General features: G+C 70.5%; 17 protein-coding genes and 1 pseudogene. 11 read left to right on the plus strand and 7 right to left on the minus strand.

What is annotated here, in order from left to right; all coding sequences use genetic code 11:
• Nucleotides 1-7: 7 nt before the first annotated feature.
• Together DMP23_RS00380 and DMP23_RS00385 are read left to right on the plus strand one after the other, a co-directional pair.
• A complete protein-coding gene (locus tag DMP23_RS00380) occupies nt 8-1,354 on the plus strand; it encodes an MFS transporter (protein WP_337819770.1) in 1,347 nt (448 codons plus the stop codon).
• A gap of 14 nt (nt 1,355-1,368) precedes the next feature.
• Entirely contained in the window at nt 1,369-1,710 is a 342-nt protein-coding gene (locus DMP23_RS00385) for a hypothetical protein (RefSeq protein ID WP_337819771.1), read from the plus strand.
• 3 nt (nt 1,711-1,713) lie between these two features.
• On the opposite strand, the gene DMP23_RS00390 is transcribed toward DMP23_RS00385, so the two are convergent.
• Complete coding sequence (locus DMP23_RS00390) at nt 1,714-2,871, minus strand: DUF418 domain-containing protein (RefSeq protein WP_337819772.1); 1,158 nt, start codon at nt 2,869-2,871, stop codon at nt 1,714-1,716.
• A gap of 155 nt (nt 2,872-3,026) precedes the next feature.
• Between DMP23_RS00390 and DMP23_RS00395 the strand changes: the two genes are divergently transcribed.
• The 4 genes from DMP23_RS00395 (at nt 3,027) to DMP23_RS00410 (ending at nt 9,181) form a co-directional block, all read left to right on the plus strand.
• On the plus strand, nt 3,027-3,560 hold the full coding sequence (locus DMP23_RS00395; protein WP_275291776.1) for a hypothetical protein: 534 nt from the start codon (nt 3,027-3,029) through the stop codon (nt 3,558-3,560).
• Nucleotides 3,561-3,568: 8 nt separating this feature from the next.
• Nucleotides 3,569-4,240: a two-component system response regulator CseB gene (gene cseB / locus DMP23_RS00400; RefSeq protein WP_275291777.1), complete on the plus strand. Its 672-nt coding sequence runs from the start codon at nt 3,569-3,571 to the stop codon at nt 4,238-4,240.
• Nucleotides 4,237-5,427, plus strand: coding sequence for an ATP-binding protein (locus tag DMP23_RS00405; RefSeq protein ID WP_337819773.1), 1,191 nt, complete (start codon nt 4,237-4,239; stop codon nt 5,425-5,427). The genes cseB and DMP23_RS00405 overlap by 4 nt, the downstream gene beginning before the upstream one ends.
• A gap of 487 nt (nt 5,428-5,914) precedes the next feature.
• The gene (locus DMP23_RS00410) at nt 5,915-9,181 is read left to right on the plus strand and encodes a GH92 family glycosyl hydrolase (RefSeq protein WP_337819774.1); all 3,267 of its coding nucleotides are present in this window, start codon (nt 5,915-5,917) and stop codon (nt 9,179-9,181) included.
• A 73-nt stretch (nt 9,182-9,254) separates the two neighbouring features.
• On the opposite strand, the gene DMP23_RS00415 is transcribed toward DMP23_RS00410, so the two are convergent.
• Both DMP23_RS00415 and DMP23_RS00420 read right to left on the minus strand, forming a co-directional pair.
• Nucleotides 9,255-11,270, minus strand: coding sequence for a glycosyltransferase (locus DMP23_RS00415; RefSeq protein WP_337819775.1), 2,016 nt, complete (start codon nt 11,268-11,270; stop codon nt 9,255-9,257).
• Nucleotides 11,267-11,887: a DUF998 domain-containing protein gene (locus DMP23_RS00420; RefSeq protein ID WP_337819776.1), complete on the minus strand. Its 621-nt coding sequence runs from the start codon at nt 11,885-11,887 to the stop codon at nt 11,267-11,269. The genes DMP23_RS00415 and DMP23_RS00420 overlap by 4 nt, the downstream gene beginning before the upstream one ends.
• A gap of 408 nt (nt 11,888-12,295) precedes the next feature.
• Here DMP23_RS00420 and DMP23_RS00425 point away from each other — a divergent pair, with 408 nt between their 5' ends.
• From DMP23_RS00425 to DMP23_RS00435, 3 genes and pseudogenes are all read left to right on the plus strand, one after another.
• On the plus strand, nt 12,296-12,883 hold the full coding sequence (locus DMP23_RS00425) for an OmpA family protein (RefSeq protein ID WP_337819777.1): 588 nt from the start codon (nt 12,296-12,298) through the stop codon (nt 12,881-12,883).
• Nucleotides 12,880-13,182, plus strand: a pseudogene (locus DMP23_RS00430) (polysaccharide pyruvyl transferase family protein); the annotation flags it as partial. The gene DMP23_RS00425 and the pseudogene DMP23_RS00430, both read left to right, overlap by 4 nt.
• A gap of 145 nt (nt 13,183-13,327) precedes the next feature.
• Nucleotides 13,328-14,053: a polysaccharide pyruvyl transferase family protein gene (locus tag DMP23_RS00435; protein WP_337819778.1), complete on the plus strand. Its 726-nt coding sequence runs from the start codon at nt 13,328-13,330 to the stop codon at nt 14,051-14,053.
• Here the strand turns inward: DMP23_RS00435 and DMP23_RS00440 are convergent.
• Together DMP23_RS00440 and DMP23_RS00445 are read right to left on the minus strand one after the other, a co-directional pair.
• Nucleotides 14,046-15,362, minus strand: coding sequence for an MFS transporter (locus DMP23_RS00440; protein WP_337819779.1), 1,317 nt, complete (start codon nt 15,360-15,362; stop codon nt 14,046-14,048). The genes DMP23_RS00435 and DMP23_RS00440 overlap by 8 nt on opposite strands.
• A gap of 375 nt (nt 15,363-15,737) precedes the next feature.
• Nucleotides 15,738-16,478: an IclR family transcriptional regulator gene (locus DMP23_RS00445; protein ID WP_037819757.1), complete on the minus strand. Its 741-nt coding sequence runs from the start codon at nt 16,476-16,478 to the stop codon at nt 15,738-15,740.
• Between the two features lie 127 nt (nt 16,479-16,605).
• On the opposite strand from DMP23_RS00445, the gene DMP23_RS00450 reads away from it, so the two are divergent.
• Both DMP23_RS00450 and DMP23_RS00455 read left to right on the plus strand, forming a co-directional pair.
• On the plus strand, nt 16,606-17,787 hold the full coding sequence (locus DMP23_RS00450; RefSeq protein ID WP_238607106.1) for an acyl-CoA dehydrogenase family protein: 1,182 nt from the start codon (nt 16,606-16,608) through the stop codon (nt 17,785-17,787).
• A complete protein-coding gene (locus tag DMP23_RS00455) occupies nt 17,787-18,986 on the plus strand; it encodes a CaiB/BaiF CoA transferase family protein (RefSeq protein ID WP_337819780.1) in 1,200 nt (399 codons plus the stop codon). Before DMP23_RS00450 ends, DMP23_RS00455 begins: the two co-directional genes overlap by 1 nt.
• A 17-nt stretch (nt 18,987-19,003) precedes the next feature.
• Here DMP23_RS00455 and DMP23_RS00460 read toward each other — a convergent pair whose 3' ends face one another.
• Both DMP23_RS00460 and DMP23_RS00465 read right to left on the minus strand, forming a co-directional pair.
• Nucleotides 19,004-19,393 carry a hypothetical protein gene (locus tag DMP23_RS00460; protein ID WP_337819781.1) on the minus strand — a complete coding sequence of 130 codons (390 nt, stop codon included), beginning with the start codon at nt 19,391-19,393 and terminating at the stop codon, nt 19,004-19,006.
• A 24-nt stretch (nt 19,394-19,417) separates the two neighbouring features.
• Nucleotides 19,418-23,302 (minus strand): Pls/PosA family non-ribosomal peptide synthetase, encoded by a 3,885-nt coding sequence (locus DMP23_RS00465; RefSeq protein WP_337819782.1) that lies wholly within the window; start codon nt 23,300-23,302, stop codon nt 19,418-19,420.
• Nucleotides 23,303-23,405: the final 103 nt, after the last annotated feature.

Raw genomic sequence — 23,405 nt, forward strand, 5'->3', positions numbered from 1 at the left:
TTGCCCGGTGACCGCAACGACCTCCACCCGCAGGCAACGGCTGGCGCTGATCGCGCTGTGCCTCCCGTTTTTCATCGTCCAGCTCGACGCGACCGTGGTGAACGTCGCCGTCGAAGCGATCCGGCGCGATCTCGGCGGCGGGCTGGGCGGTGAACAGTGGGTGATCGCCAGCTACACCATCGCGCTGGCCGCGGGCATGCTCACCGCGGGTTCGCTTGGCGACCGTTACGGTGCGCGACGGGTCTGCGTGGCGGGGACCGTCGTGTTCGGCGTCGGGTCCGCCCTGTGTTCGCTGGCCCCGACCCTGCCGGTGCTGATCGTCGCGCGGACGCTGCAGGGCGTCGGCGCGGCCGCGTTGCTGCCGTGTTCGCTCGCGCTGATCGTGCGGCAGTTCCCGGAACCGCGGGCCCGGGCGCACGCGCTCGGCCTGTGGGGCGGCATCGCGGCCATCGGGCTCGCGACCGGCCCGGTGGCGGGCGGCGTGCTGATCGCGCTGGCCGACTGGCGGGCGATTTTCTGGGTCAACGTCCCGTTCGCCGCCCTCGCCATCGTGCTGACCTGCAAGTATGTCGTCGAATCACCGCCGAGGGAGCGCCGCCTCGATCCGTACGGGCTCGTCCTCGGCACCGTCGCCCTGTCCGCGCTCGCCGGCGGGCTGATCCAGGTCGGCCGCTCCGGCTGGGCACTCCCGCTGATCGCCGCCGGGGTGCTGACCGGCATCGCGTTCGTCCTGGCCGAGCGGCGCCGTCGCGATCCGATGCTGCCGCTGGCGATCTTCTCGTCCCGCCCGTTCTCCGCGGCGAGCACCGCCGGGCTGCTCTTCAATTTCTGCCTGTACGGCGCCCTGCTGTGCCTGTCGCTGTATCTGCAGGGGCCGCTGCACCAGTCCGCGTTCGCGACCGGCATGCTGACGCTCCCGCTCACCGTCGCGATCGGCATCGGAGCCACCGCCAGCGGACGGCTCACCGCCCGCTTCGGCGCCCGCGTCCCGATGCTGACCGGGTTCAGCCTCGCCGGACTCGGCGCGATCCTGCTGGCCGCGGCCGATTCCCTGCCGCTGGTGCTGATCGGCGGCGTGGTGCTGTGCTGCTGCTCGATCGCGATGCCCGCGATGACGTCGGTCGCGATGTCGACGCCGCCCGAGGAGCACACCGGGCTGGCGAGCGGGGTGTTGAACACCGCCCGGCAGACCGGTGGCGCGCTGGGCACCGCGGTACTGGGCACGCTGCTCACGGCGGGCTCGACGATGTCACTGAGCGTCCCGCTGACGGTGGCCGCCCTCGGTTATGCGGCGGCGGTCGGGTGCACTTTGCTGGCCACCCGCCGACGGGAACTGTCGATGGCTGCCCGCTAATCGTCGGGTTCGTCGTGCTGACCTGGCCCGCGCTTTTGCTGATGTCGCTGGGAAATCCGGTGCTCGCCGTCGTCGGCATAGTGGTGCTGGGCCTGCTGATCGCGGCTTACGACGGAGCCGCGGGGGCGGCGATGGCCGAACTGTTCCCGCCGCGCATCCGCTCCGGCGCGATCGCGATCCCGTACAACATCGCGGTTTCGCTGTTCGGCGGCACCGCGCCGTACATCGCGACCTGGCTCGTCGCCGCCACCGGGTACAAGCTTTCCCCGGCCTTCTACATCATGCTCGCCGCCGTCATCACCCTCGTCACCGTGCTGCGCGGGATCCGCGAAACCGCCGGACCCCGCGCACACTGAACCTCAAGGCACGAGCAGCGTCGCCCGGTGCACCAGCCACTCCAGCGGACCCCGCCGCCGCCAATGCCGCCACGCGACGGAGGCGGCCAGCATCACCGCGACCACCGTCGCCAGGAACACGAAGGAGTACGGCTTCGACACCAGCTTCAACACCGCGAAATGCGCCGCGTACCAGGTGAAAGCCATCCCGCCGGCCGCGGCGAGCGGCCACAGGGCGCGGCGGCCCAGCGGGCGGTCCAAGGCGATCAGCAGGCCGCCGAGCAGCACCATCGCGACGCCGATCATGAGCACGATGCCGAGCGGGCTGGTGGCGTACAGCGAACCGTCGGTCGGCATCGCCAGGAGCACCTGCCACGGCATTCCGGGCGGCGGGGTCGTCGCGATCGCGTCGGCTCCGCCCAGCGGATAGGTCGCGATCCACGAACCCAGGATCGACGCGGTGGCGAGCACGAAACCGGTGTACAGCAAGCGGATCCGGACCTGATGCGCGCGCAGGTCGAGGCGGCCGATCGCCATTCCCGCCAACGCCAGCGGCAGGCCGTACGCGACCTGGAAACCACCGCCGAACAGCACCATTCCCTTGAAGAACTCGCCCCACTGCTCGGGGTGGGCGAAGATCGCTACGCCGCTCGCGGTCTCGGCACCGGAGCGCAGCCAATCGGAATGGGAATTGAACACCCAGAACGCGTATAGCGTCACTGCCGGAACGGCGATTCCGGAAAGAACGAACAACGTCCGCGCGCGCAGCCGGGTCAGCGGCAGCAGGAGGAGCAGGAGCACGGCGTAGTACTCGATCACCGACATGCCGTACTCGTCGATCGCCAGGCTGAGCACGAACAACACCACCGCGCGGATCGCGAGCCTGCCGCGGGCGCGCCACCGTTCGTTCCCGGCGTACGGGGCCGCGCCGCCGGTCATCAACGCCGCGGACAGCCCGAACAGCAGCACGAACAGGCTCATCGCCCGCGACGACGTTTGCATGTTCAGCCACGTCAGGAACCCGGGAGCCTGGTCGGGCGGGCCGCCGTGCAGCCAGCCGCTGGCGAAGAAATGCTCGATGAACACCCCGACGATCGCCAGCGCGCGCACCGCGTCCACGCCCAGCAGCCGTCCCTTCGGCACCCGGGTCTCCGCCGGGTCCCGCACCGCTTCCGTCCTCATCGGACTCCTCTCTCGTGCCAGTACCCGGCCAAGGTAGGAACGGCGGATCACCGGCCGCCGGGAATCGCGTTGCGGTGGCCCGGAGGAAACCCATCGGTCTGGTAACAGCGCTTCCCGAGCGGCGCGCGGACGGCAAAATGGCTACTGTGCAAGGCATGCGGAGGACAGCGGTCGCGGCGGTTGCGGTGCTGTCGCTCACCGCTTGCTCCGGTGTGGACGGTGTGCGCGTCGCCGGCCCCGCTCCGCCGGCAGCGGCCGCCCCGGCGCCGGCGAACAACCCGCACGGCCCGAGCGTGGACGCGGTCGCCCTGCTGCGCGCGGACCCCACGGTCAGCGCGAGGACGAAGGCAGCGCTGCGACCGTGTCCGCACGGACCCATCGCCGGGTCGTATCCGGTCAGCACCGCCTATCACGAGCTGACCGGCGAGGTCGACGTCGTGGTCAACGTGTATCCGTGCGGCGCGGTCGGCGCTCCCGGCACCGGCAGCAGCGGCGCGACCGGCGTGCCGGTCAGCGCGTACCTCGGCGGCTATGTCTACACCGTCAACGGGAAACAGCTGTTCAAGCTGGAGAACTCCGGCGCGATGCTGACCGTGCTCGACGGACAGCTGGCGACGATGTCGGCGACCGGGCCGAACAACGGGGTCGCCCGCTACCGCTGGACCGGCAACCGTTTCTCGCCGGAGTGAGAGGGGACATGACGCAGGTACTGCTCGTCGAGGACGACGACGTGATCCGGGAGGCGACGCAGCTCGCCCTCGAACGCGCCGGATTCCGGGTGTCGACGGCCGCGGACGGGCTCGCCGGGCTCGAACAGTTCCGCGCGCAGCCGCCGGACGTGGCGTTGCTCGACGTGATGCTGCCCGGGCTCAACGGCGTCAGCCTGTGCCGCCGGATCCGCGAGGAAAGCCGGGTGCCGGTGCTGATGGTCTCCGCCCGCGACGATTCGGTCGACGTCGTGCTCGGGCTCGAAGCCGGTGCCGACGACTACGTCACCAAACCGTTCGACACCTCGGTGCTGATCGCGCGGATCCAGGCGGTGCTGCGGCGAAGCGGCTGGTCCGGGCCCGAGGAGGACGCGTTCGTCCGCTTCGGCGACCTCGAAATCGACCGCGCCGGGCTGGACGTCCGCCGATCCGGGCAGCCGGTGGACCTGACCCCGACCGAACTGCGGCTGCTGCTGCGTTTCGCCGAATCGCCCGGCACTGTGCTGAGCCGGGACACGCTGCTGGCGAGCGTGTGGGATTACGCGTGGGGCGGCGACACGCGCGTGGTCGACGTCCACGTGCAGCGGCTGCGCGTGAAAATCGGCCAAGAGCGGCTGCAAACCGTGCGGGGCTTCGGATACAAGCTCCGCTCCGAGCCGTGAAACTCTTCCCGGCCACGCTTCGGTGGCGGCTGACCGCGGCGGTGACCCTCGTGTCGGCCGCCGTCGCCCTGACGTTGAGTTTGTTGGTGCACCAGCAATTCGCGCGCACGCAAGCCGACCAGGCGCGGCACGCGCAGGACGAATGGATCCAGCTGCTGCTGCGCAATCCCGGTGTCGACGGCCAGCTCGACGATCCGGCGCTGCCCGCTCCCCTGCGCGACGCGGTGCGCGGCGGCAACCGAGCGACCTATTTGGACGGACCGGTTTTGTGGGCAGCAGCCGAAACCGGCGGGCACGTCGTCTCGGTACGGGTCAGCTACGCGGCGCAAACGCAGGCACTGGCCACTTTGGACCGGGAACTGCTGGCGGGTTCGGCGGTGGTGACCGTCGCCGGGGCGTTGCTGGGTGTCGTGCTCGGCGCCGGGATGGCGCGTCGGCTACGGCGGGCCGCCGACGCTGCCCGGGACGTCGCGAACGGTGCTCCGGCCCGGGTGCGCGACGCGATCGGCCCGCGCCCGCGCGACGAAGCGGCCGATCTCGCGCAGGCGGTGGACGCGATGGCAGACGCGTTGCAGGCACGGCTCGCCGCGGAGCAACGGGTCACCGCGGACATCGCGCACGAGCTGCGGACTCCGGTGACCGGCTTGGTGACCGCGGCCGAACTGCTGCCGACTGGGCGTCCGGCGGAGCTGGTCCGCGACCGGGTCGCCGCACTGCGGTCGCTGGTGGAGGACGTGCTCGAGGTGGCTCGCTTGGACACCGCCGCCGAGCGGGCGGAGCTGGCGGAACTCGATCTGGCGGAGTTCGTCCGGCGGCGGGTGCCGGACGCGGTGGCGCCGACCGCGGTCCGGGTGCGGACGGATCCCCGGCGGCTGGAGCGGATCCTGGCGAACCTGCTGTCGAACGCGGCCAAGCACGGGGCCCCGCCGGTGACGGTCGAGGTGTCGGGCCGGTGCGTGGCGGTCAGCGACCGCGGGCCCGGGTATCCGGAGGTGCTGCTTCGCGAGGGACCCGCGCGGTTCCGGACCGGCGCGGACTCCCGCGGCGGCGGGCACGGGCTGGGGTTGACGATCGCGGTCGCGCAGGCGCGGGTGCTGGGGGCGGAGCTGGAGTTCGGGAACCTGCCGGGCGGCGGGGCTCGGGCGGTGTTGCGGCTGCCGGAGTCGCCCGGATCGAGCGGTGATTGACGGAGCTCTCCTGCGGCGGGCGACCCGGGGAACCTTCGTGGCGGCTGGGCCCGGCGGGGTTCGCGGCGGCCAGGCCCGCTGAACGTTCGCGGCGGGCAGGCCCGGCAGGGTTCGCGGCAGCCAGGCCCGGCGAACGTCCGTGAGGGCCACCCTGCGGGAATCTGATTCCGTGAGGGTTCCCCTCACGAACACCGGCGGGAACGGAAGGCGTGAAGGGGCCCCTCACGAACACCGGCGGGAGCGAAAGCCGTCAGGGTGGCCGTCACGAACCTCCGGCGGAAGCGAAAGCGTGAGGGTCCCCCTCACGAACACCGGCGCCAGCGGAAGCCCGTCAAGGTTCCCCTCACGGACCTCCGGCGGGGAGCGGAAGCTGTCCGGTTGTCGGCCTTCTCAAACCCCCTCCGGGATGACAAGCTGCTCACCAGCCGGTCGTCTCCGCACCGGTTCGCATGATGACAACGTTGTCAGCCCTGGAGGTAGCGCGTCCATGTGGTCGCAGAAAAGACGGGTGACCGCGGTCGCGGCGGCGGGCTTCGTGGTCGCCGGGCTGCTGTCCGGCACGGCCGCCAGCGCCAGCGCGGCGACGGCGGATCCGGTGTCGCTCGTCAATCCGTTCGTCGGCACGCAGAACTTCGGCAACACCTTCCCCGGAGCCAGCGCGCCCTTCGGCATGGTCCAGGTCAGCCCCGACACCGGCGGCCAAGGCGGGTACGACTACCAGCAGAACTCGATCTACGGCTTCAGCCAAACCCACCTCTCCGGCGTCGGCTGCGGCGTGATGGGCGAACTGCCGGTCATGCCGACCACGGGCGCCGTCGATTCCGTGGACAGGAACGCCTACAAATCCGAGTACAGCCACGACGACGAGAAGGCCGAACCCGGCTACTACCGCGTCGGGCTGAAGAAGTACGGCGTCAACGCCGAGCTCACTGCCACCCCGCGCACCGGATGGCAGCGCTACACCTTCCCGTCGACCGGTCAGGCGAACGTCCTGTTCAACACCGGCCAGGCGAACCAGTCGGTGAAGGATTCCGAGATCCACGTCGTCGGCGACCGGACCCTCGAGGGTCGCGTGCGCGCGGGCGGCTTCTGCGCCGGGCACGACGAGCACACCGTCTATTTCACCGCCACGTTCGACCGTCCCTTCGCCTCCTACGGCACCTGGCGCGGCGCCACCCGCACCGCGGGCAGCCGCGACGCCGCGGGCACCGGCGGCAACGGCGCGTGGGTCAGCTTCGACGCTGCCACTGACCACGATGTCGTCCTGAAGGTGGGGCTCTCCTACACCGGTCTCGCTGGCGCGCGGGACAACCTCGCGAAGGAAACCAGCGACAGCTACGACTTCGACGCCACCCGCGCCGCATTGCGCAAGCAGTGGGCAGACCGGCTCGGCGCGATCAAGATCAGCGGCGGCAGCACCGAACGGCAGACCGCTTTCTACACCTCGCTGTATCACGCGCAACTGCACCCGAACCTCGCTGGCGACATCAGCGGCGACTACGCCGGTTTCGACGGCAAGGTCCATCGCGCCAACGGCTACACGCCGTACCAGAACTTCTCCCTCTGGGACACTTACCGCCCGCAGAACCAGCTGCTCGAAATGCTGGAACCGCAGGTGGCGCGCGACGTCGCGCTGTCCGTGCTGGCGATCGGCCGCGACGGCGGCTGGCTGCCGAGATGGGCGCTGGCGGGCAGCGAAACCAACATCATGACCGGCGACCCGGTGACTCCGTTTCTCGTCGAAGCCTGGTCGAAGGGCTTGCTGGCCGGGCACGAGGACGAGGCGTACGCGCTGCTCAAGAAGAACGCGACCAGCACGCCGCCCGCCGATTCGCCGTACAACGGGCGTTCCGGCGTCAATTTCTACAACGACCGCGGCTACATCCCGAGCGGCCTCACCCTCGGTAAGGACTGCGCGGCCAAGGGCGGCGACAACGACTGCGAGCATCCGACGTCGGCGACCATGGAGTACTCCGCCGCCGACGCCGCGCTCGCGTTGATGGCCAAGGGTCTGGGCCACCAGGCCGACGCACGCATGTTCGCCGACCGCGGCCAGTGGTACCGCAACGTCTGGAACGCCGCGGACAAGCAGTTCCGGCCGCGCACCACCGACGGCACCTGGCTCACGCCGTACAACCCGGTCGACGCCGACCACCAGTTCCACGAAGGCGGCGCCTACCAGTACCAATGGCTCGTCCCGCAGGATCCGGCCGGGCTCGCCGACCTGATGGGCGGCAAGCAGGCGACCGAAAAGCGGCTCGACTCCTTCTTCGCCTACGGCAACCTGCTCAAGGACCCGGCGGGCACCGCGCGCAAGGACTGGATCGCCGGCCCGTACGACTACTACGCCAAGGCCACCTACAACCCCAACAACGAGCCCGACCTGCTTTCCCCGTACATGTACAACTGGGTCGGCGCGCCGGCGAAGACCGCGACCGTCGTCCGCGCGGCGATGACGCTGTTCACCACCGGGCCGGACGGCATGACCGGCAACGACGACCTCGGCACGATGTCCGCCTGGTACGTCTTCTCCTCGCTCGGCCTCTACCCGACGATGAGCGGCGCGAACTTCCTCGCGGTGTCCAGTCCGCAGTTCGAATCGGCGACCGTCCGGATCGGACAGTACGAGGGCAAGCAAGGCGGCACGCTCACCGTCACCGCGCCGGGGGCGAGCGATACGAACCGTTACGTGCAAAGCGTTTCGCTCAACGGGCGGGACGTCCGGCAGACCTGGCTCGACTGGTCCGCGGTCGCGCACGGCGGCAACCTCGCCTATCAGGTCGGCTCGACACCGTCCCGCTGGGGCACGCAGCCGGGCGCGGAACCGCCGTCGGTCAACAAATCCGCCGGCGATCTGCGTCGGCACGTCGACGCGACGCTGCGGCCGAGTTCGGTAGTGCTGCCTCAGCAATCTTCAGCGCAGACTGTCCACTTGAACCTGGACGTGCTCGGCCAGAACCCCGGAGCACAGCCGGTCTTCGTGACCTCGTCGGCACCGTCCGGCTGGCGAGTGCAGACCGACCAGTTGCAGTTGCTGTGGTCTTTCCGGCTGCCGACGCAGAAGACCGCACCGGTCGCGGTGACCGTCCCGGCGAACACGCCAGTCGGCACGTATTCGGTGCAGCTCAAGGCATCCGGGCCGGGCGCGAATACCGTCACCCGAACCGCGAGCATCGAGGTCCGGGAACCGACGGTGTGCGCGACGACGTCCGGGACCCAGTGCGCGGTCGATCTCGGCCACGACCGCAATCACGACGGAACCGCGACCGTCGCGGCGTCCACCGAGGGCAACTTCGACGGCAGCGGCTGGAGTTACGACGCTGACCTGATGCCGCGAGCCGGAACCTTCGTCCACAATGGAGTCACCTACGCGGCGGCCGATCCCACTGGCACCGCGGCGAACTTCGTGGAAGCACGCGGGCAATCACTGCTGCTGCCCGCCGGGAAGCACCAGGCGGTGCAGCTGATCGGCTCGTCGCACAACGGTCCGGTGTCCACTTCGCTGACCGTGCACTACAGCGACGGATCCAGCGCGGATCTCCCGGTGACGTTCGGCGACTGGGCCGGTTCGACGCCGTCCGGCACGACCGTCGTGCTCGACATGCCGCACCGGATCAAGGCGGGCAGCGGGGTCGACGGCCCGCCGGTGCGGTTGTTCGGCATCGCCTCCACAGTGGACAGTGCCAAGACTGTCCAGTCGGTGAGCCTGCCGAACGACCCGCGCGTCCAGCTCTACGCCATCACCCTGGCCTGAGCCCGGCCGGGTTCGCCGGATCCCTCCCCTTAGTCCGGCGAACCCGGCCATCCCCCCTGTTCCCCCAGAAGTCTCAGGCAGCCGCGGGCACTGCCGCGACCCGGCCCATCGCCTCCGCGTAGCACGCCTCGAACGAATCCAAAGTGGACTCCAGTGCGTGCCCGGCGATCATCTTGCCGCTCGCCGCCCCCATCCGCGCCAGCGTCGCCGGGTCGGCGACCACCGCGTGCAGCCGCTCGGCCAGCTCCCCCACGTTGCCCGGTTCGAACAGCCAGCCGTTGTACCCCGGACGGCACAGGTGCGGCAGCGCCATCGCGTCCGCGACCACCACCGGCTTCCCCGCCGCCATCGCCTCCATCGTCGCCAGGCTCTGCAGTTCGGCGACGCCCGGCATGCAGAAGAGATCCGCGGCCGCGTAGGCGTCCAGCAAGTCCTCTTCGGACACAAAACCGCGGAACCGCACCCGGTCGGCGATCCCGAGTTCGCCAGCCAGCTTTTCCCAGTCCGCGCGGCAAGAACCGTCGCCGACGATCTCCGCACGCAGGCGAGGCACGAGCGCGACCGCGCGCAACAGCTCGTCGACGCGCTTCTCTTCGTCGAGCCGTCCGACGAACAACACCGTCGGGTTGTCGGAGGTCCGCGAAACCGTGCGCAACCGGTAGCGGTCGATGTCGATGCCGCACGAGACCGGGATCGCCCGCTCTGGGAAACCGTTGTCGTGCAACAGTTCCACCGCACGCGGCGTCGGCGCGGTAACCACGCGGGCTGTCGAGAACACGCGCGTCAAGTCGCGCCACGCCCACCGCGAAGCCGCGCCGCGCAGCCACGTCGGCACTCGCACGTGGCCGAACAGGTTTTCCGGCATGAAGTGGTTCGTCGCCACCCCGGGAATGCCCATCGCGGCGGCGTGCTTCAGCACGTACCTTCCGACCACGAAATGCGCCTGGACGTGCACGAGGTCGGGCTGCAACTCCTCCAGCAGCGCAGCCACGTCCTTGCTCACCTCCCAGGGCAGGCCGATCCGGAAGGTGCGGTGGAACGGGGTGCGGTGCGACCGGACCCGGTGCACCACGACGTCGCCGTCTCTTTCGGTGCGCGCCGGGCCCTCCGGGTCGACGCTGATCACGTGGACCTCGTGGCCGCGGCCGGCGAGACCGGTGGACAGCCGGTACGCGAACTGCGCCGCGCCGTTGACGTCCGGAGGATAGGTCTCGGCGGCGACCACGATGCGCAAAGGCAGGCCGTCGTTCACTGGGTGCTCCGATCTGGTGGAATGGACAGAAGAAGAACTGCCGCGGCTCAGCGCGGCGACGCCGCCGACCGCCAGCACCGCCGCGGTCAGCGCGATCGCGGTCGCCGCGGCGTCGAGGTGGGTGGCTTCGCCGAGCACCCCGGCGCCGAGACCCACTGCGACCAGCGGATCCACGACGGTCAGGCACGCGACGGCGAGGTGCGGCGGACCGCATCGGTACGACAACTGCACGAGCCAGCCGCCGACCAGCAACGCCGTCACCATCGCGGCGACGGACACCGCGGTGCCGAAATCGACGGTCCCCTCGCGGATTTCAAGGGAAACCGCGCGCATCAGCACCGAAACGAAGCCGTAGGCGGCACCGCCGGCCGCGCCGAAACACAGTCCGCGGACCGACGGACGCGAGACGATCGCGCCGATCAGCGTCAACAGCGCCACGACCCCCAGCACCAGCAACGCCGCCCGCGTTTGCGCGTCGGCGCCGACCTCGGTGCTCGTGGTGCTGCCCGCGGCGACGGTCACGAACGTCCCGACGCCGAGCATGGTGACCGCGACTGCGGGCAAATCCCGCCGCCGCCGGTCGAGAATCGCGGTGATCGCGACGGCGATGACCCCGACCGGCTGCACGACGGTCAGCGGAGCCATCCCCAGCGCGACCGCGTGCACGCCCGCGCCCGAACCGAGCAGGGCCAGCCCGCCGAGCCAGCGCGGCGCGCGGACCAGCTCCCCGACCCGCGGCCGGCCGGGCAGCCCGGTGACGACACCGTGCTGCAGAAGTGCGCCAGCGGAAAAGAAAACCGCACCGAGCACGGCGAGCGCGATGGCGAGGATCGTCATGAGTCCACCTCGGTCCGGGCCGTCGCGGCGATCGCGAAAAGCTGTGCGTAGAGCAGGGCGTACAGCACGCGCTCGAACAACCCCAGAAATTCGGGTACGGACTGCTCCAGCAACGGCGCGTGGGCCAGCAGAAAGGCGAGCGAAGCGGCGCCGGAGGCCAGCGAAAGCCAGCGCACCGCCGTCGCTTCCGGCCGGCGGCGTGCCAGCAACCATCCCGCCAGCGGCAGGCACACGAACATCGCCGCGCCGGCATACCTGTGCACCGCACCGGAAAACGACGTCTCCACGCCGGTCGGATCGGTCGGGAAGAACGTCGCGACGACCAATCCGGCCGCCCACAACGCGATCAGCACCGATTCCGGGCTGCGTTTCGGCAGCCCCTGCTTGAGCAATGCGTGCCGGACCAGCAACGACGCACCGGCCAGCCCGAGCGAGGCCGCCGCCAGCAGCACCGCTCCCCCGGGCGGGAAGACGTAATCGCTGATGACGTCGCGGACCGGGTCGATCGTGCCCGCCGCCACCAGGTGCAACAGGAGAATCGGAACCAGCGAGAAAGCCAACGCGCCGGCAGCGATCGCGGGCGCCGCCGCCTTGGCCTTCCGCGTTATGAGGGTCACATCGATCAGCATGCTGGCGGCCGTGACTGCCCGGCATCGGGGAACACCCTGAGATGCACCCCGGGAATCCGCGGCGCACCCCGGGGCTTTTCGCCCCTTGATCGGACCGGAACGCGCGCCTCCGGTTCGCCGTCGGCCCAGTCGGACAAATCGCCCCAAGGCGCGCTGAATAGGGCGTTATACAGCTGCCCCGCGCGGCGCGATCTTACTGTCCTTTGTGGACTTCCCGGGTCCCTCACCCGGGTGGATGTCAGTTTCCGCGGGCGAGGCCGCGAGCCGCCGCCCCTTCCCTGCTGACGGGGCGAAACCGGGCGGTGGCTTGGCGCGTTCGCCGGGTGCGTCTCGGTTGCCGCGGTCTTGGCCCCGTGTTCAGATCCCGGCGAACCCAGCCGAAGGAGCGCAATTCTCATGCAGAGGGCACTCGTCAAGGCGGTCGTCGGGGCCGCAGCCGTCGTCGCGCTGGTCAGCGCGTGCGGGTCGGGCGGATCGAACGACTCGTCCGGATCCGGAGCGTCCGGGCAGAACACCGCCCAGTCCAGCGGAGCCGCACAGCCCAGCGGAGCCAACCAGTCCGGCGACGCCGGGCAGAACGGCGCGTCCGGGCAGAACGGCGCGTCCGGCCAGAACGGAGCCCCCGGGCAGAACGCCGGCGGCCCGGCCGCGCAGGCGGTCACCGCCGCGATCCAGCAGGCCTCGCAGGCCTCGCCGATCAAGTTCGAGCCGGAGAAGGCGGAATTGACCGCCAAGGCCAAGGAAGGCCTCGCCGCGATCGCGAAAGCCATGCAGGGCAACGATGTCAAGCTGAAGGTCGAGACCCACGCCGGCTACCCGGACGCGGACAAGGCCAAGAAGCTGTCCGAGGAGCGCGCGCAGGCGATCTCGACCGCGCTCGAGGGCGACGGCGTGGCCAAGGACCGCATCCAGGCCGAGCCGAGCGGAAGCGAGAAGGCACAGGGCGACCAGGCGTTGGACACGCAGCTCAGCGTCGCTTCGTGACTCCTGCCCCGTCCCCCCGCCGGCATTACCTGGTCGGGCCGAGCGGCTATCCGAACTTCGGCGACGAACTGATCGCCGCGGCTTGGATCCGCCGTTTGGCCCGCACCGAGCCGGACGCGGAAGTCTGGCTCGACACGCATTCGCCGGGTCCCGCACAGCATTTGTTCGGCGACCTTCATCCGCGTTTGCGCTGCACGGACACCTTGTGGCGGCTGTGCGGCGAAGCGCCGTCGGACGATCCGTGGGAAGTCGCGTCCTGGGTGCGGTCCGCGGTGCACGACCCCGGTCGCGCGCCGCGCTGGGACGCGGGGATCGAACTGCTCGGCAAGCTCGACGTCGTGCATCTGATCGGCGGCGGTTACGTCAACGCGCTGTGGCCCCGGCACCTGGGACTGGTCGCCCGGGGCCGCCGCGGCCGCGCAGCGTTCCGGAGCCCGTTCGGCGATGACCGGACAGGGTTTCGTCCCCTTCCCGCCGGGCGCGGCCGTACTGTTGCGCGCGCTTGCCGAGCGTTTCGACGTCGTGGATGTCCGCGACGATCCGTCCGCCGAACTCCTGCACGGCGTCGCGGGTGTCGAGCGGTCCTGCGACGACGCTTTCCTTGCGCCGCAACCGCCGACGACGCCCACGACGCGCGAGTTCGTCCTGTGCATGCAGTCGGACATCGGCACCGCGCGACCGTCGGCGCTCGCCGCCCAGGTGCTCGGCCTGGTGCGCGAGTGGCGGCTGCCGCCGGGCGAACTCGCTGTGGTGGAAGGGATTCCTCGCGTCGACCGCGAGGTTTTCGCATTGCTGGAACACGAACTGCCCGGTGCGGAATTCCACCCGTTCCGCGACGTGTGGCATCGCGGCCTCCCGCTCGCGCCCGGGCAGACCTGGATCTCCAGCCGCTTCCATCTGCATCTAGTCGCCGCCGCGGCGGGCGCGACCGGCGTGGCAGTCGACGTTTCGCCGGAGTACTACACCACGAAACACCAGAGCCTCATAGAACTCGGCTCCGGATGGACACTCGTCGCAGCCGGTGCCGAGAAACCACCGGAACGCCCTTCCGGCAACGGTTTCCCGGCACACGTGCTGCACCACTGCGCGAACCTGAAACGCTCAGTCGCCGAAGCCGTCTACGGTCCGGAACTGTCCAAAACCCGCACCCGGTGGCCGCGGCTCAGTTGAGTGTGCTGCGGCTCTGATCGGCGAGCGCGCCGAGGCCGATGCACAACGCACCCGCGATGAACAACAGCGAGACACCCCAGGTCGCGTGCGTCGCGGAGGCTTCCACGATCGCCAGCGCTGCCAGCGGCGCCAGCCCGCCGGACACCGCTCCCCCGACCTCGCGGCCGGTGCCCAGCCCGGTCGAGCGGACCTCGGCCGGGAACTGCTTGGCCAGGAACGCTCCTTGCGCCGACAACATCGCCGGGACCACGATGCCGGTCGCCAGCACGAGGCCGAGCCAGATGAACCAGCTGCTTCCGGTGTCGAGCAGCCAGAAGAACGGGAACGCCAGCAAACCCGTCGCAACCCCGCCCGCGACCACGACCTTCTTCGCGCCGATCCGGTCGCTGATCCACCCGGCGATCGGCACCGTCACGATCGCCGTCGCGCTCGCGATGCTGATCCCCAGCGCGCCGATATTCGCCGGCACGCCACGGAAATTCGTCAGGTAGGCGAGCGAGAATGTCTTGAACACGTAGCTGACACCGTTGTAGCCGATGGTGATCACCATGACCACCGCGAGCGCCCGCCAGTCGCTGCGGAACAGCTTGACCAGCGGCCGGTTCGCCCAGCCGCGCGGCCGGTTTTTCTTGCTGCGCACCAGGTTCTCGAACTCCGGGGTCTCCGGAACCCGGCGGCGCACCCACAGTCCGACGCCGACGAGCAGGAAGCTGGCCAGGAACGGGATCCGCCAGCCGAACCCGTGCAGGAACTCCTTGTCCAAAGTGGTCAGTCCGGCGACAGCGAGGGAGGAGACGAGCAACCCGACGTTCACGCCCAGCGCGGGCCACGAACCTTGCCGCCCGCGTTTGCGCGGATCAGCGTGCTCGTAGGCGACCGCGATCGCGCCGCCGAATTCCGCCCCGGCACCGAGTCCTTGCAACAGCCGCAGCACCACGAGCAGCACCGGCGCGAGAAGCCCGGCGCTCGCGTAACTGGGCAATAATCCAATGCCTGCCGAGGAAACGCCCATCAGCACGAAGGTCCACGACAGCACTTTCTTGCGCCCGATCCGGTCGCCGAGCGCACCGAACACGATGCCGCCGATCGGACGGGCCAGGAAGCCGACCGCGAAGGTCGCGACCGAGGCCATCGTCGCGGCGGCGTCGTTGCCGGGCGGGAAGAACACGTGGCCGAACACCAGCGCGGCCATCGACGCGTAGAGATAGAAATCGAACCACTCGAGCGCGGAGCCGACGACCACCGCGACCCCGACTCCGCGCGGGGCTTTCCGGGTCGTTCCGACGCTGTCGTCCACAACACTGGGCATGGTCCTGCTCTCCGGAACTGGGGCACAGGCGAGCGGAAGCCAGCCGGCGCGCGCCGTTGCGTGCGTATTTGGGAACGCATGATGCGTATATCCGGATGCTAAGAGGCCGCGGGGGCGGCGGTCAAGGGGGTGGATCGGGGGTCGTGCGTGTTGATCACGGGCCTCCCCGGCGTCGCCGCTCGCCAGCCAGCCTCAACCCCAGCGGCAGCCCGGCCCGCAGGTCGTGGTGCTCGGGGGGGGGGCGGATTGTGCGGTCTTGCGCCCCAATGTGGCATTGGGTGCATCTGACGCACCCAATGCCACATTGGGGCGCGCTCGTCACCGCAGGCAGCCAGCCCGGTGTCCGCTCCAACCGGCATAAACACTCACGAGCGATCAGCCCTGGCGCGCGGCTTCCCAGCGCTTCACGACCGCCGCGGTGATACCGGCGAGCGCGTCGCCGATCTCCGGCAGGCGGCCGGAAATCCGCGTGGTCGGGCCCGCAACCGCGATCGCCGCGACGACCTCTCCGTCGACCAGGATCGGCCGCGCCGCCGCGCTCACGTCGGGCAGGGTTTCGCCGCGGTTGAGCGCGACACCCTCGGCGCGGACGGTGTCGAGTTCGTCCATCGCGGCCCGCACGCGCTCGGCGTCCGGGAGCACTGACTTCAGATACGCCTCGCGCCGGCGCGCCGACCAGTACGCGAGAACGATCTTGCCCGCGCTCGGCGGATACAGCGGTCGCCGCGTGCGGAGCGGTGCCGAGTAGCGGATCGGCTGCTCGGACTCGACCGCGTCCACGTAGATCAGCGAATCCCCGACCTCGGCGCCGAGCATCACCGTCTCGCCGAACCGGCGGCGGAGCTCCTCCAAGGCAGGCCGGGCCGCGGTCGCGATGCCGGGCAGGCCGCCGGTGAGCAGGTTCCCCAGCGCCGGGCCGAGCCGGTAGGCGCCGTCGGCCTCGACCAGGTAGCCGGTCGACACCAAGCCTTTGACCAGGCCGAACACCGAGGATTTGGGCGCGTCGAGAGCGACCGACAGCTCGTGCAGCCGCATCCCGGGCTGCCGCGCGACGCACTCGAGGATGCTGGTGACGCGGCCGACCGTCCGGTGCGCCTTGGCGCTCGACTCGGTCATGACAGCCTCCCCTGCGTTCGCAGATACGAACCCTATCGCGCCGACCGCCCGGAACGGCGCTTGACCCGAGCCGCGCGCCGCCTTACGTTGGACGTATATCCGAACTTAGCGTTCTCATATACGCACGATGGAGAGCAGCACTGTGGACTTCCAGCTGAGCCAAGACCAGGAGGACATCCGGCGCGCCGTGCGCGAGCTGGCCGCCCGGTTCCCCGACGAGTACTGGGCCGAACGCGACGAACGGGCCGAGTTCCCGCGCGAGTTCTACGACGCGTTCGCCTCCGCGGGCTGGCTCGGCATGGCGATCCCGGAGCAGTACGGCGGCGGCGGGCTCGGCATCCTCGAAGCCGCGCTGCTGCTGGAGGAAGTGGCCGCGTCCGGGGCCGGGATGAACGGGTGCAGCACGATGCACCTGACGATCTTCGGGCTGAACACGATCGTCAAGCACGGCAGCGAGGAAATGCGCCGGGAGATTCTGCCCGGCGCGGTCGACGGCTCGCTGCACGTCTGCTTCGGCGTGACCGAGCCGGACGCGGGCACCGACACCACGCGCATCTCCACCTTCGCCCGCCGCGACGGCGATTCCTACGTGGTGCACGGCCGGAAGGTCTGGATCACCAAGGCGGGCCAGTCGCAGAAGATGGTGCTGATCGCCCGCACCACGCCGCGCGAGGAGGTGGAGAAGCCGACCGACGGCATGTCCCTGTTCGTCGTGGACATCGAGTCCGACGCGGTGCAGCTGCGCGCGATCCCCAAGCTCGGCCGCAACGCGGTGTCCTCCTACGAGGTGCTGATCGACGGGCTGCGGGTGCCGGAATCGGCGCGCGTCGGCGAGGAGGGCAAGGGCTTCCGGTACCTGCTCGACGGGCTCAACCCGGAACGCATCCTGCTCGCCCACGAAGCGCTCGGCATCGGCCGCGCCGCCCTGCGCCGCGCGGTTCGCTACGCCGGGGAACGGCAGGTGTTCGGCCGTCCGATCGGGCAGAACCAGGGGCTGGCGTTCCCGCTGGCCGAGGCCGCGACCCGGCTCGACGCGGCGGAGCTGATGGCGCGCAACGCCGCCTGGCGCTACGACCGCGGTCTGCCGGCCGGCAAGGAGGCGAACATGGCGAAATGGCTGTGCGCGGACGCCGGGTTCCAGGCCGCCGACCAGGCGATCCAGACCCACGGCGGGATGGGCTACGCGCGGGAGTACCACGTCGAGCGCTACTTCCGCGAGGCGCGGCTGCTGCGGCTCGCGCCGATCAGCCAGGAAATGGTGCTGAACTACGTGTCCCAGCACGTGCTCGGACTGCCGAGGTCCTACTGATGGGCGCGCTTGACGGGCTGCGGGTGCTGGACCTGTCGCGGGTGCTGGCCGGGCCGTACTGCACGCAGATGCTGGCCGACCACGGGGCCGAGGTGATCAAGGTCGAATCGCCCGCCGGAGACGAGACGCGGGGCTGGGGTCCGCCGTTCCTGTCCGAAGGGACCAGCGCGTACTACGCGAATCTCAACCGGGGCAAGAAGAACATCGTGCTCGATCTGTCCGGTCCGGACGGTCGTTCGCTGCTCGGCACCCTGCTCGCGGGAGCCGACGTGGTGGTGGAGAACTTCAAGGCGGGCACGCTCGCGCGCTGGGGCTGGCCGGACGAGACGATCCGGGCGGAGTATCCGGCGCTGATCCACTGCCGCATCACCGGGTTCGGCACGGACGGACCGCTCGGCGGCCTGCCCGGGTACGACGCGGTGTTGCAGGCCTATGGCGGGTTGATGAGCGTGAACGGCGAGGCCGACGGGCCGCCGTTGCGGATCGGTGTGCCGGTGGTCGACGTGGTGACCGGGGTGCTCGGGTTTTCCGGGATCCTGCTGGCACTGCACGAGCGGGCGCGGTCCGGGCTCGGTCAGCTGGTGGATTGTTCGTTGCTGGACACGGTGATCAGCTTGCTGCATCCGCATTCCGCGGCGTGGCTCGCTGATGGAGCGGTGCCGCAGCGGACTGGGTCGGCGCATCCGTCGATCGCGCCTTACGAGACTTTCTCGACAGCGGACGGGCTGTTCTTTGTCGGTGCGGGGAATGATCGGCAGTTCGCGGCGTTGGTCGACGTGCTTGGTGCTCCTGGGCTGGCTTCCGATCCGCGGTTTGCTTCGAATGCCGACCGGGTCAGCAATGTGGGTGCGTTGCGGGCCGAGCTGAGTGTCCTCATCGGACAGTACAAACGGGACTCCTTGACCGAGTTGTTGCTGGCGAAGGGAGTCCCGGCTTCGCCGGTGCACGATATCGCGGAGGCGATGAACGCGCCGCAGGTACGGCACCGGGAAATGGTCGTGGAACGGGACGGGTATCGCGGGGTCGGGGTGCCGGTGAAACTCGGCCGTACGCCGGGGTGTGCCGCGGAATCGCCGCGACCGCCGGGGGCGGATACCCGGGAGGTGCTTGCCGCAGCGGGGCTGTCCGCAGAAGAAGTCGACGACGCGCTCTCCATCGGTGCGGCGCATACGCAGCTCAGGCCGCAGCGGTCTGACTGAGTGGTGGCAGTTCGGCTTCACCCGCGATACCAGGGCTGGGCTTTGAGCCAGGTTAGGTACTCGTCGAAGATGGCCGCCGTCCCGCGGGGCTGAGCCTGCTTCTCGAAGAACTCGTCCAGCAGCGAGAAGAGCAGGTCGTTCGCGGTGTCCCGGCCCGCACCGGCGGCTTCGTCGCGCCAGCCCTCGGTGCGGTCCGGGAAGGCGAGGTGCAGGACCAGCGCAGGCCAGGTGAGGTTGTCGCCGTCGCCGACGCGCGGGACGAGCGACTCCCGGAAGCCGGTGAGCAGCTGCCCGCCGTTGCCGGTGTCGACGCCGAGGAGGAACGTGCAGTAGTCGTGATAACTGCCGTCCAGCCCGTAAAGCCCCGGGTATCGGCGGATCTCGCCGAACAGTTTCCGGTAGTCCATGGTCCGCCCAGGCTACTGGTTGGCTCACCGCCAGGGCCGGACCGGAGTCCCCCGCCACCGGGTGCGCGCCGGGACCGTCTCCCCCGCCATCACCAGCGAACCCGAACCGACCGTCGCGCCGTCGGAAATTCCGCTGCCCGGCAGTTGGAACGCGCGCGGCCCGAGGGTCGCCCCAGCACCGAGGCGGACCGGGTCCAGTCGCATGACGCGGTCGTGGAACAGGTGGGTTTGCAGCACGCAGCCGCGGTTCACCACGGCGCCGTCGCCGAGGTGGACGAGGTCCGTTTCCGGCAGCCAGTAGCTCTCGCACCAGACGCCGCGGCCGATGCGGGCGCCGAGGGTGCGCAGCCACCAGTTCAGCACCGGCGTGCCGAGGAACGATCCGGCGAACCACGGCACCGCGAGCGTCTCGACGAACGTGTCGTACAGCTCGTTCCGCCACACGAACGCGCTCCACAGTGGATGCCGCCCCGGCCGGAACCGGCCGACCAGCGTCCATTTCATCAGCGTCGTCAGCAGCGCGGCGAAGAGACCGGCCGAGACGAACACCGCGGGCGCGAGGGCGGCGGCGATCCAGAAGCCGTCCGCGATGTCCACTCCGGTCAGTACCGCGCTCACGGCGAGTCCGAGCAGACCCGCGATCAGCAGCGGCGCGATCCGGCAGGATTCGACCAACGCGCGGGCCAGTTTCAACCGGCGCGGCGGTGCGAAGGTGCGGGCGGGATCGGCGGTGTCGGCGGTCCGGCGCAGCTCCAACGCGGGGCGGCCGAGCCAGGACGTGCCGTCGGGGACGGCTGCCGGGGTGTCGGACAGGACGCCGACCAGTGACGCGGAACCGAGCGTCCGGCCCGGGCCGACGACGGCGGAGTTGCCGACGAACGCGCGTTCCCCGACTTCCGAGACGCCCAGCCGGACCCAGCCGCGGTCCAGTTCGTACGGTGCGGCGAGGACGTCGTCGGCCAGGAACGCGCCGTCCCGCACTCGCAGCAGCGACGGCAGACTGAGCACAGTGGACAGTTCCACGCCGCGGCCGATTCGGGCACCCAGCAGTCGCATCCAGACCGGCGTCGCCAGCGCGGCGTAGAGCGGGAACAGCTGCCGCCGGGCGATTTCCAGCAGTTCGTGCACGAACCAGGCCGACCAGCCCGCGCGACTGAGCACCGGATAGACCCCCGGTCGCACGGCCAGGCTGGCCAGCCGCACGAGCAGGACGATCGTCAAGGCGTACACGACGATTCCGGCGAGGATGAGCAACGGCGTCCACGGCAGGATCGCCAGTGCGGCCCCGCGCGGATCGTCCGCTGCCGGAACCAGCAGCAGTGCGACCACGATCAGCGGGATCGCGGACACCAGCATGAACATCGATCGCACCGTGCCGCCGAGCGCGAAGGCCAGCGAATACCGTTTCGCCCGCGGTGCCACCACGGTCGGCCGCGATGGGCGTTCGCCCGAGGGCCCGGCTGGGGAGCCGCCCCAGACCGCGCCGTCCGGTACGCGGGTGTCGAGTGTCGAGCCCGGCAACAGCACCGATCCGGTGCCGAGATCCGTGCCGGGCAACAGCGTGCTGCGGCCACCGACGCGGGCACCGGCTCCGACCCGGACGCGGCCGATCCGCAGCACCGAGCCGTCCAGCCACCATCCGGCCAGGTCCGCTTCGGGCTCGATCGCGCAGCCGTCGCCGAAGTCGGCGAGGCCGCTCACCGGCGGCGGCGAATGCAGGTCCACACCTCGGCCGACCCGATTGCCGAGCAACCGGGCATACGGCGCGGCGAGCGGAGTTCCGGCGACTCCGGGCGGGCCGGCCACCGCGGCGAACCGTTCCGCCGTCCACAGTCGCATGTGGACAATGCCGCCGCGCCGGTACTCCCCCGGCGCGAGCTTTCCGCGCAATACCCGCACGCCGCCTGCGGCGAGCAGCATCCGGCCCGGCGGGCTCAGCAGCACCAGCCACGCGGGCACGAGGATCCACCACGACATCCGCGGCAGCCACTGCAACGGCAGCACCAGCGAAACCAGCGAACCGAGCAGCGACACCGAAAGCAGCCACCGCGTCCCGGACAGGGCCAGCAAAACCAGCTGCACCCCGGACTGCCACCAGCCGCTGCCGCGCACCGGAGCGACCTGCGGCTCCTCCGCCGCGATCGTCTCGACCGGCGCTCCGGCGAGGCGTTCGTACAGCTCCCGCGGAGTCGGGCAGGAGTACACATCGGACACTGCCGCGCTCGGATACCGTTCGCGCAGCACGGAAACGAGCCGCGCGGCGGTCACGCTCGAGCCGCCGAGGTCGAAGAAGTCGTCGTCCGGACCGGCCGTGGTCCCGAGGTGTTCGCTCCACACCTGCAACAGCCAAGCCAGCTTCGGATCGGACGGCACCACCGGCGCGGCGGCCGGTTCCTCCAGCGGCCACGGCAACGCGTCGCGGTCGAGCTTGCCCGACGCGCGCACCGGCAGATCCGGGACCAACGCGAGCCGGGGCACCAACGCCGCGGGCAACCGGTCCCGCAGAAGGCTGCGCGCTGCGGCGCGATCGAGGCTCTCGCCCTCCGGCACCACGTAGCCGACCAGCACCTGCGCGCCGCTGTCCGTGCGCTGCACGACCGTCGCAGCGGCCGCGACACCGGGCAACCCACGCAGCGCGGCGTCGATCTCGCCCAGTTCGACGCGTCGTCCGCCGATCTTGACCTGGCCGTCCGCGCGGCCGACGAACTCCAGCCCCTCCGGCGCCGCGCGCACCAGATCGCCGCTGCGGTACGCGCGGCTCCAGCCGAGCCCCGGCAGTGGCACGAATTTCTGCGCATCCTTCGCCGCGTCCAGGTACCGGGCGAGGCCGGCGCCGCCGATCACCAGTTCCCCGCTGCGGCCCCACGGCACCGGGATGCCCGCCGGGTCCTCGGGGTCGACGACCGCGAGTTCCCAGCCGTCGAGCGGCAGCCCGATCCGCACCGGTTCGCCCGCGCGCAGCCGTTGTGCACACGCGACGACGGTGGTTTCCGTTGGGCCGTAGGTGTTCCAGATTTCCCGTTTGCCGTCGTCGAAGCGCGTCACGACCTCCGGCGGGCACGCTTCGCCGCCGAGGATGAGCAACCGGACGCTGGCCAGAGTGTCCACTGGCCACAGCGCGGCGAGCGTCGGCACGGTGGACACGACCGTGACGCCCCGCTCGACCAGCCACGGACCGAGGTCGGCACCCGCGCGGACGAGCGAACGCGGTGCCGGGACCAGGCACGCGCCGTGCCGCCACGCCAGCCACATTTCCTCGCACGACGCGTCAAACGCGACACTCAGCCCGGCCAGCACGCGATCGCGCGGGCCGAGCGGCTGCGCGGAGCAGAACAGCCGGGCTTCAGCGTCCACAAAGGCCGCAGCCGCGCGATGCGTGACCGCGACGCCCTTGGGTTTTCCGGTGGAGCCGGAGGTGAAGATGATCCACGCGTCGTCCTGCGGCTGCGGACGGACTCGCGGCCACTGCGGTCCACGCGACGCCGGCACTCCCGCGTCGGTCAGGACCAGGCTTACCTGAGCTTCCGTCCACACGGTCTCGGCGCGGTCGGCCGGATCGTCGGCGTCGACCGGGACATAAGCCGCGCCAGTGGAAAGAACGGCGAGAATGCTGCGGTACAGCGCCGCCGTGCCGGAGGTCATCCGGATGCCGACGCGGTCGCCCGGCATGACCCCGGCAGCGCGGAGGCGTCCGGCGAGTTCTTCGACCTGTGCGGCGAAATCGCGGTACGTGGCGCGCTCAGTTCCGTCGTCGAGTGCGAGCGCGTCCGGGTGGTTGCGCACCGTTTCGGCGAAAATGTCGTAAAGCGTGCGCACGGCGGGCGCGGGGCCCGCCCGGTAAACCGCCGTCGCCTTTTCGGCGAGCCTCTCGGGCGCGACGATGCGCGCCCGATCCGCGTCCAGCGTCACAGGAAAACCTCTTTCCAGGAGAACACGAGTCACGAAACCGGCCGGAAACCACTCAACAATGGGCGGCGTGAGGCCGGGCTGAAGCAGCAGCGCCGTTCCCGGA

It is taken from the genome of Amycolatopsis sp. A1MSW2902, from assembly GCF_017312175.1.
GTDB lineage: Bacteria > Actinomycetota > Actinomycetes > Mycobacteriales > Pseudonocardiaceae > Amycolatopsis > Amycolatopsis nivea.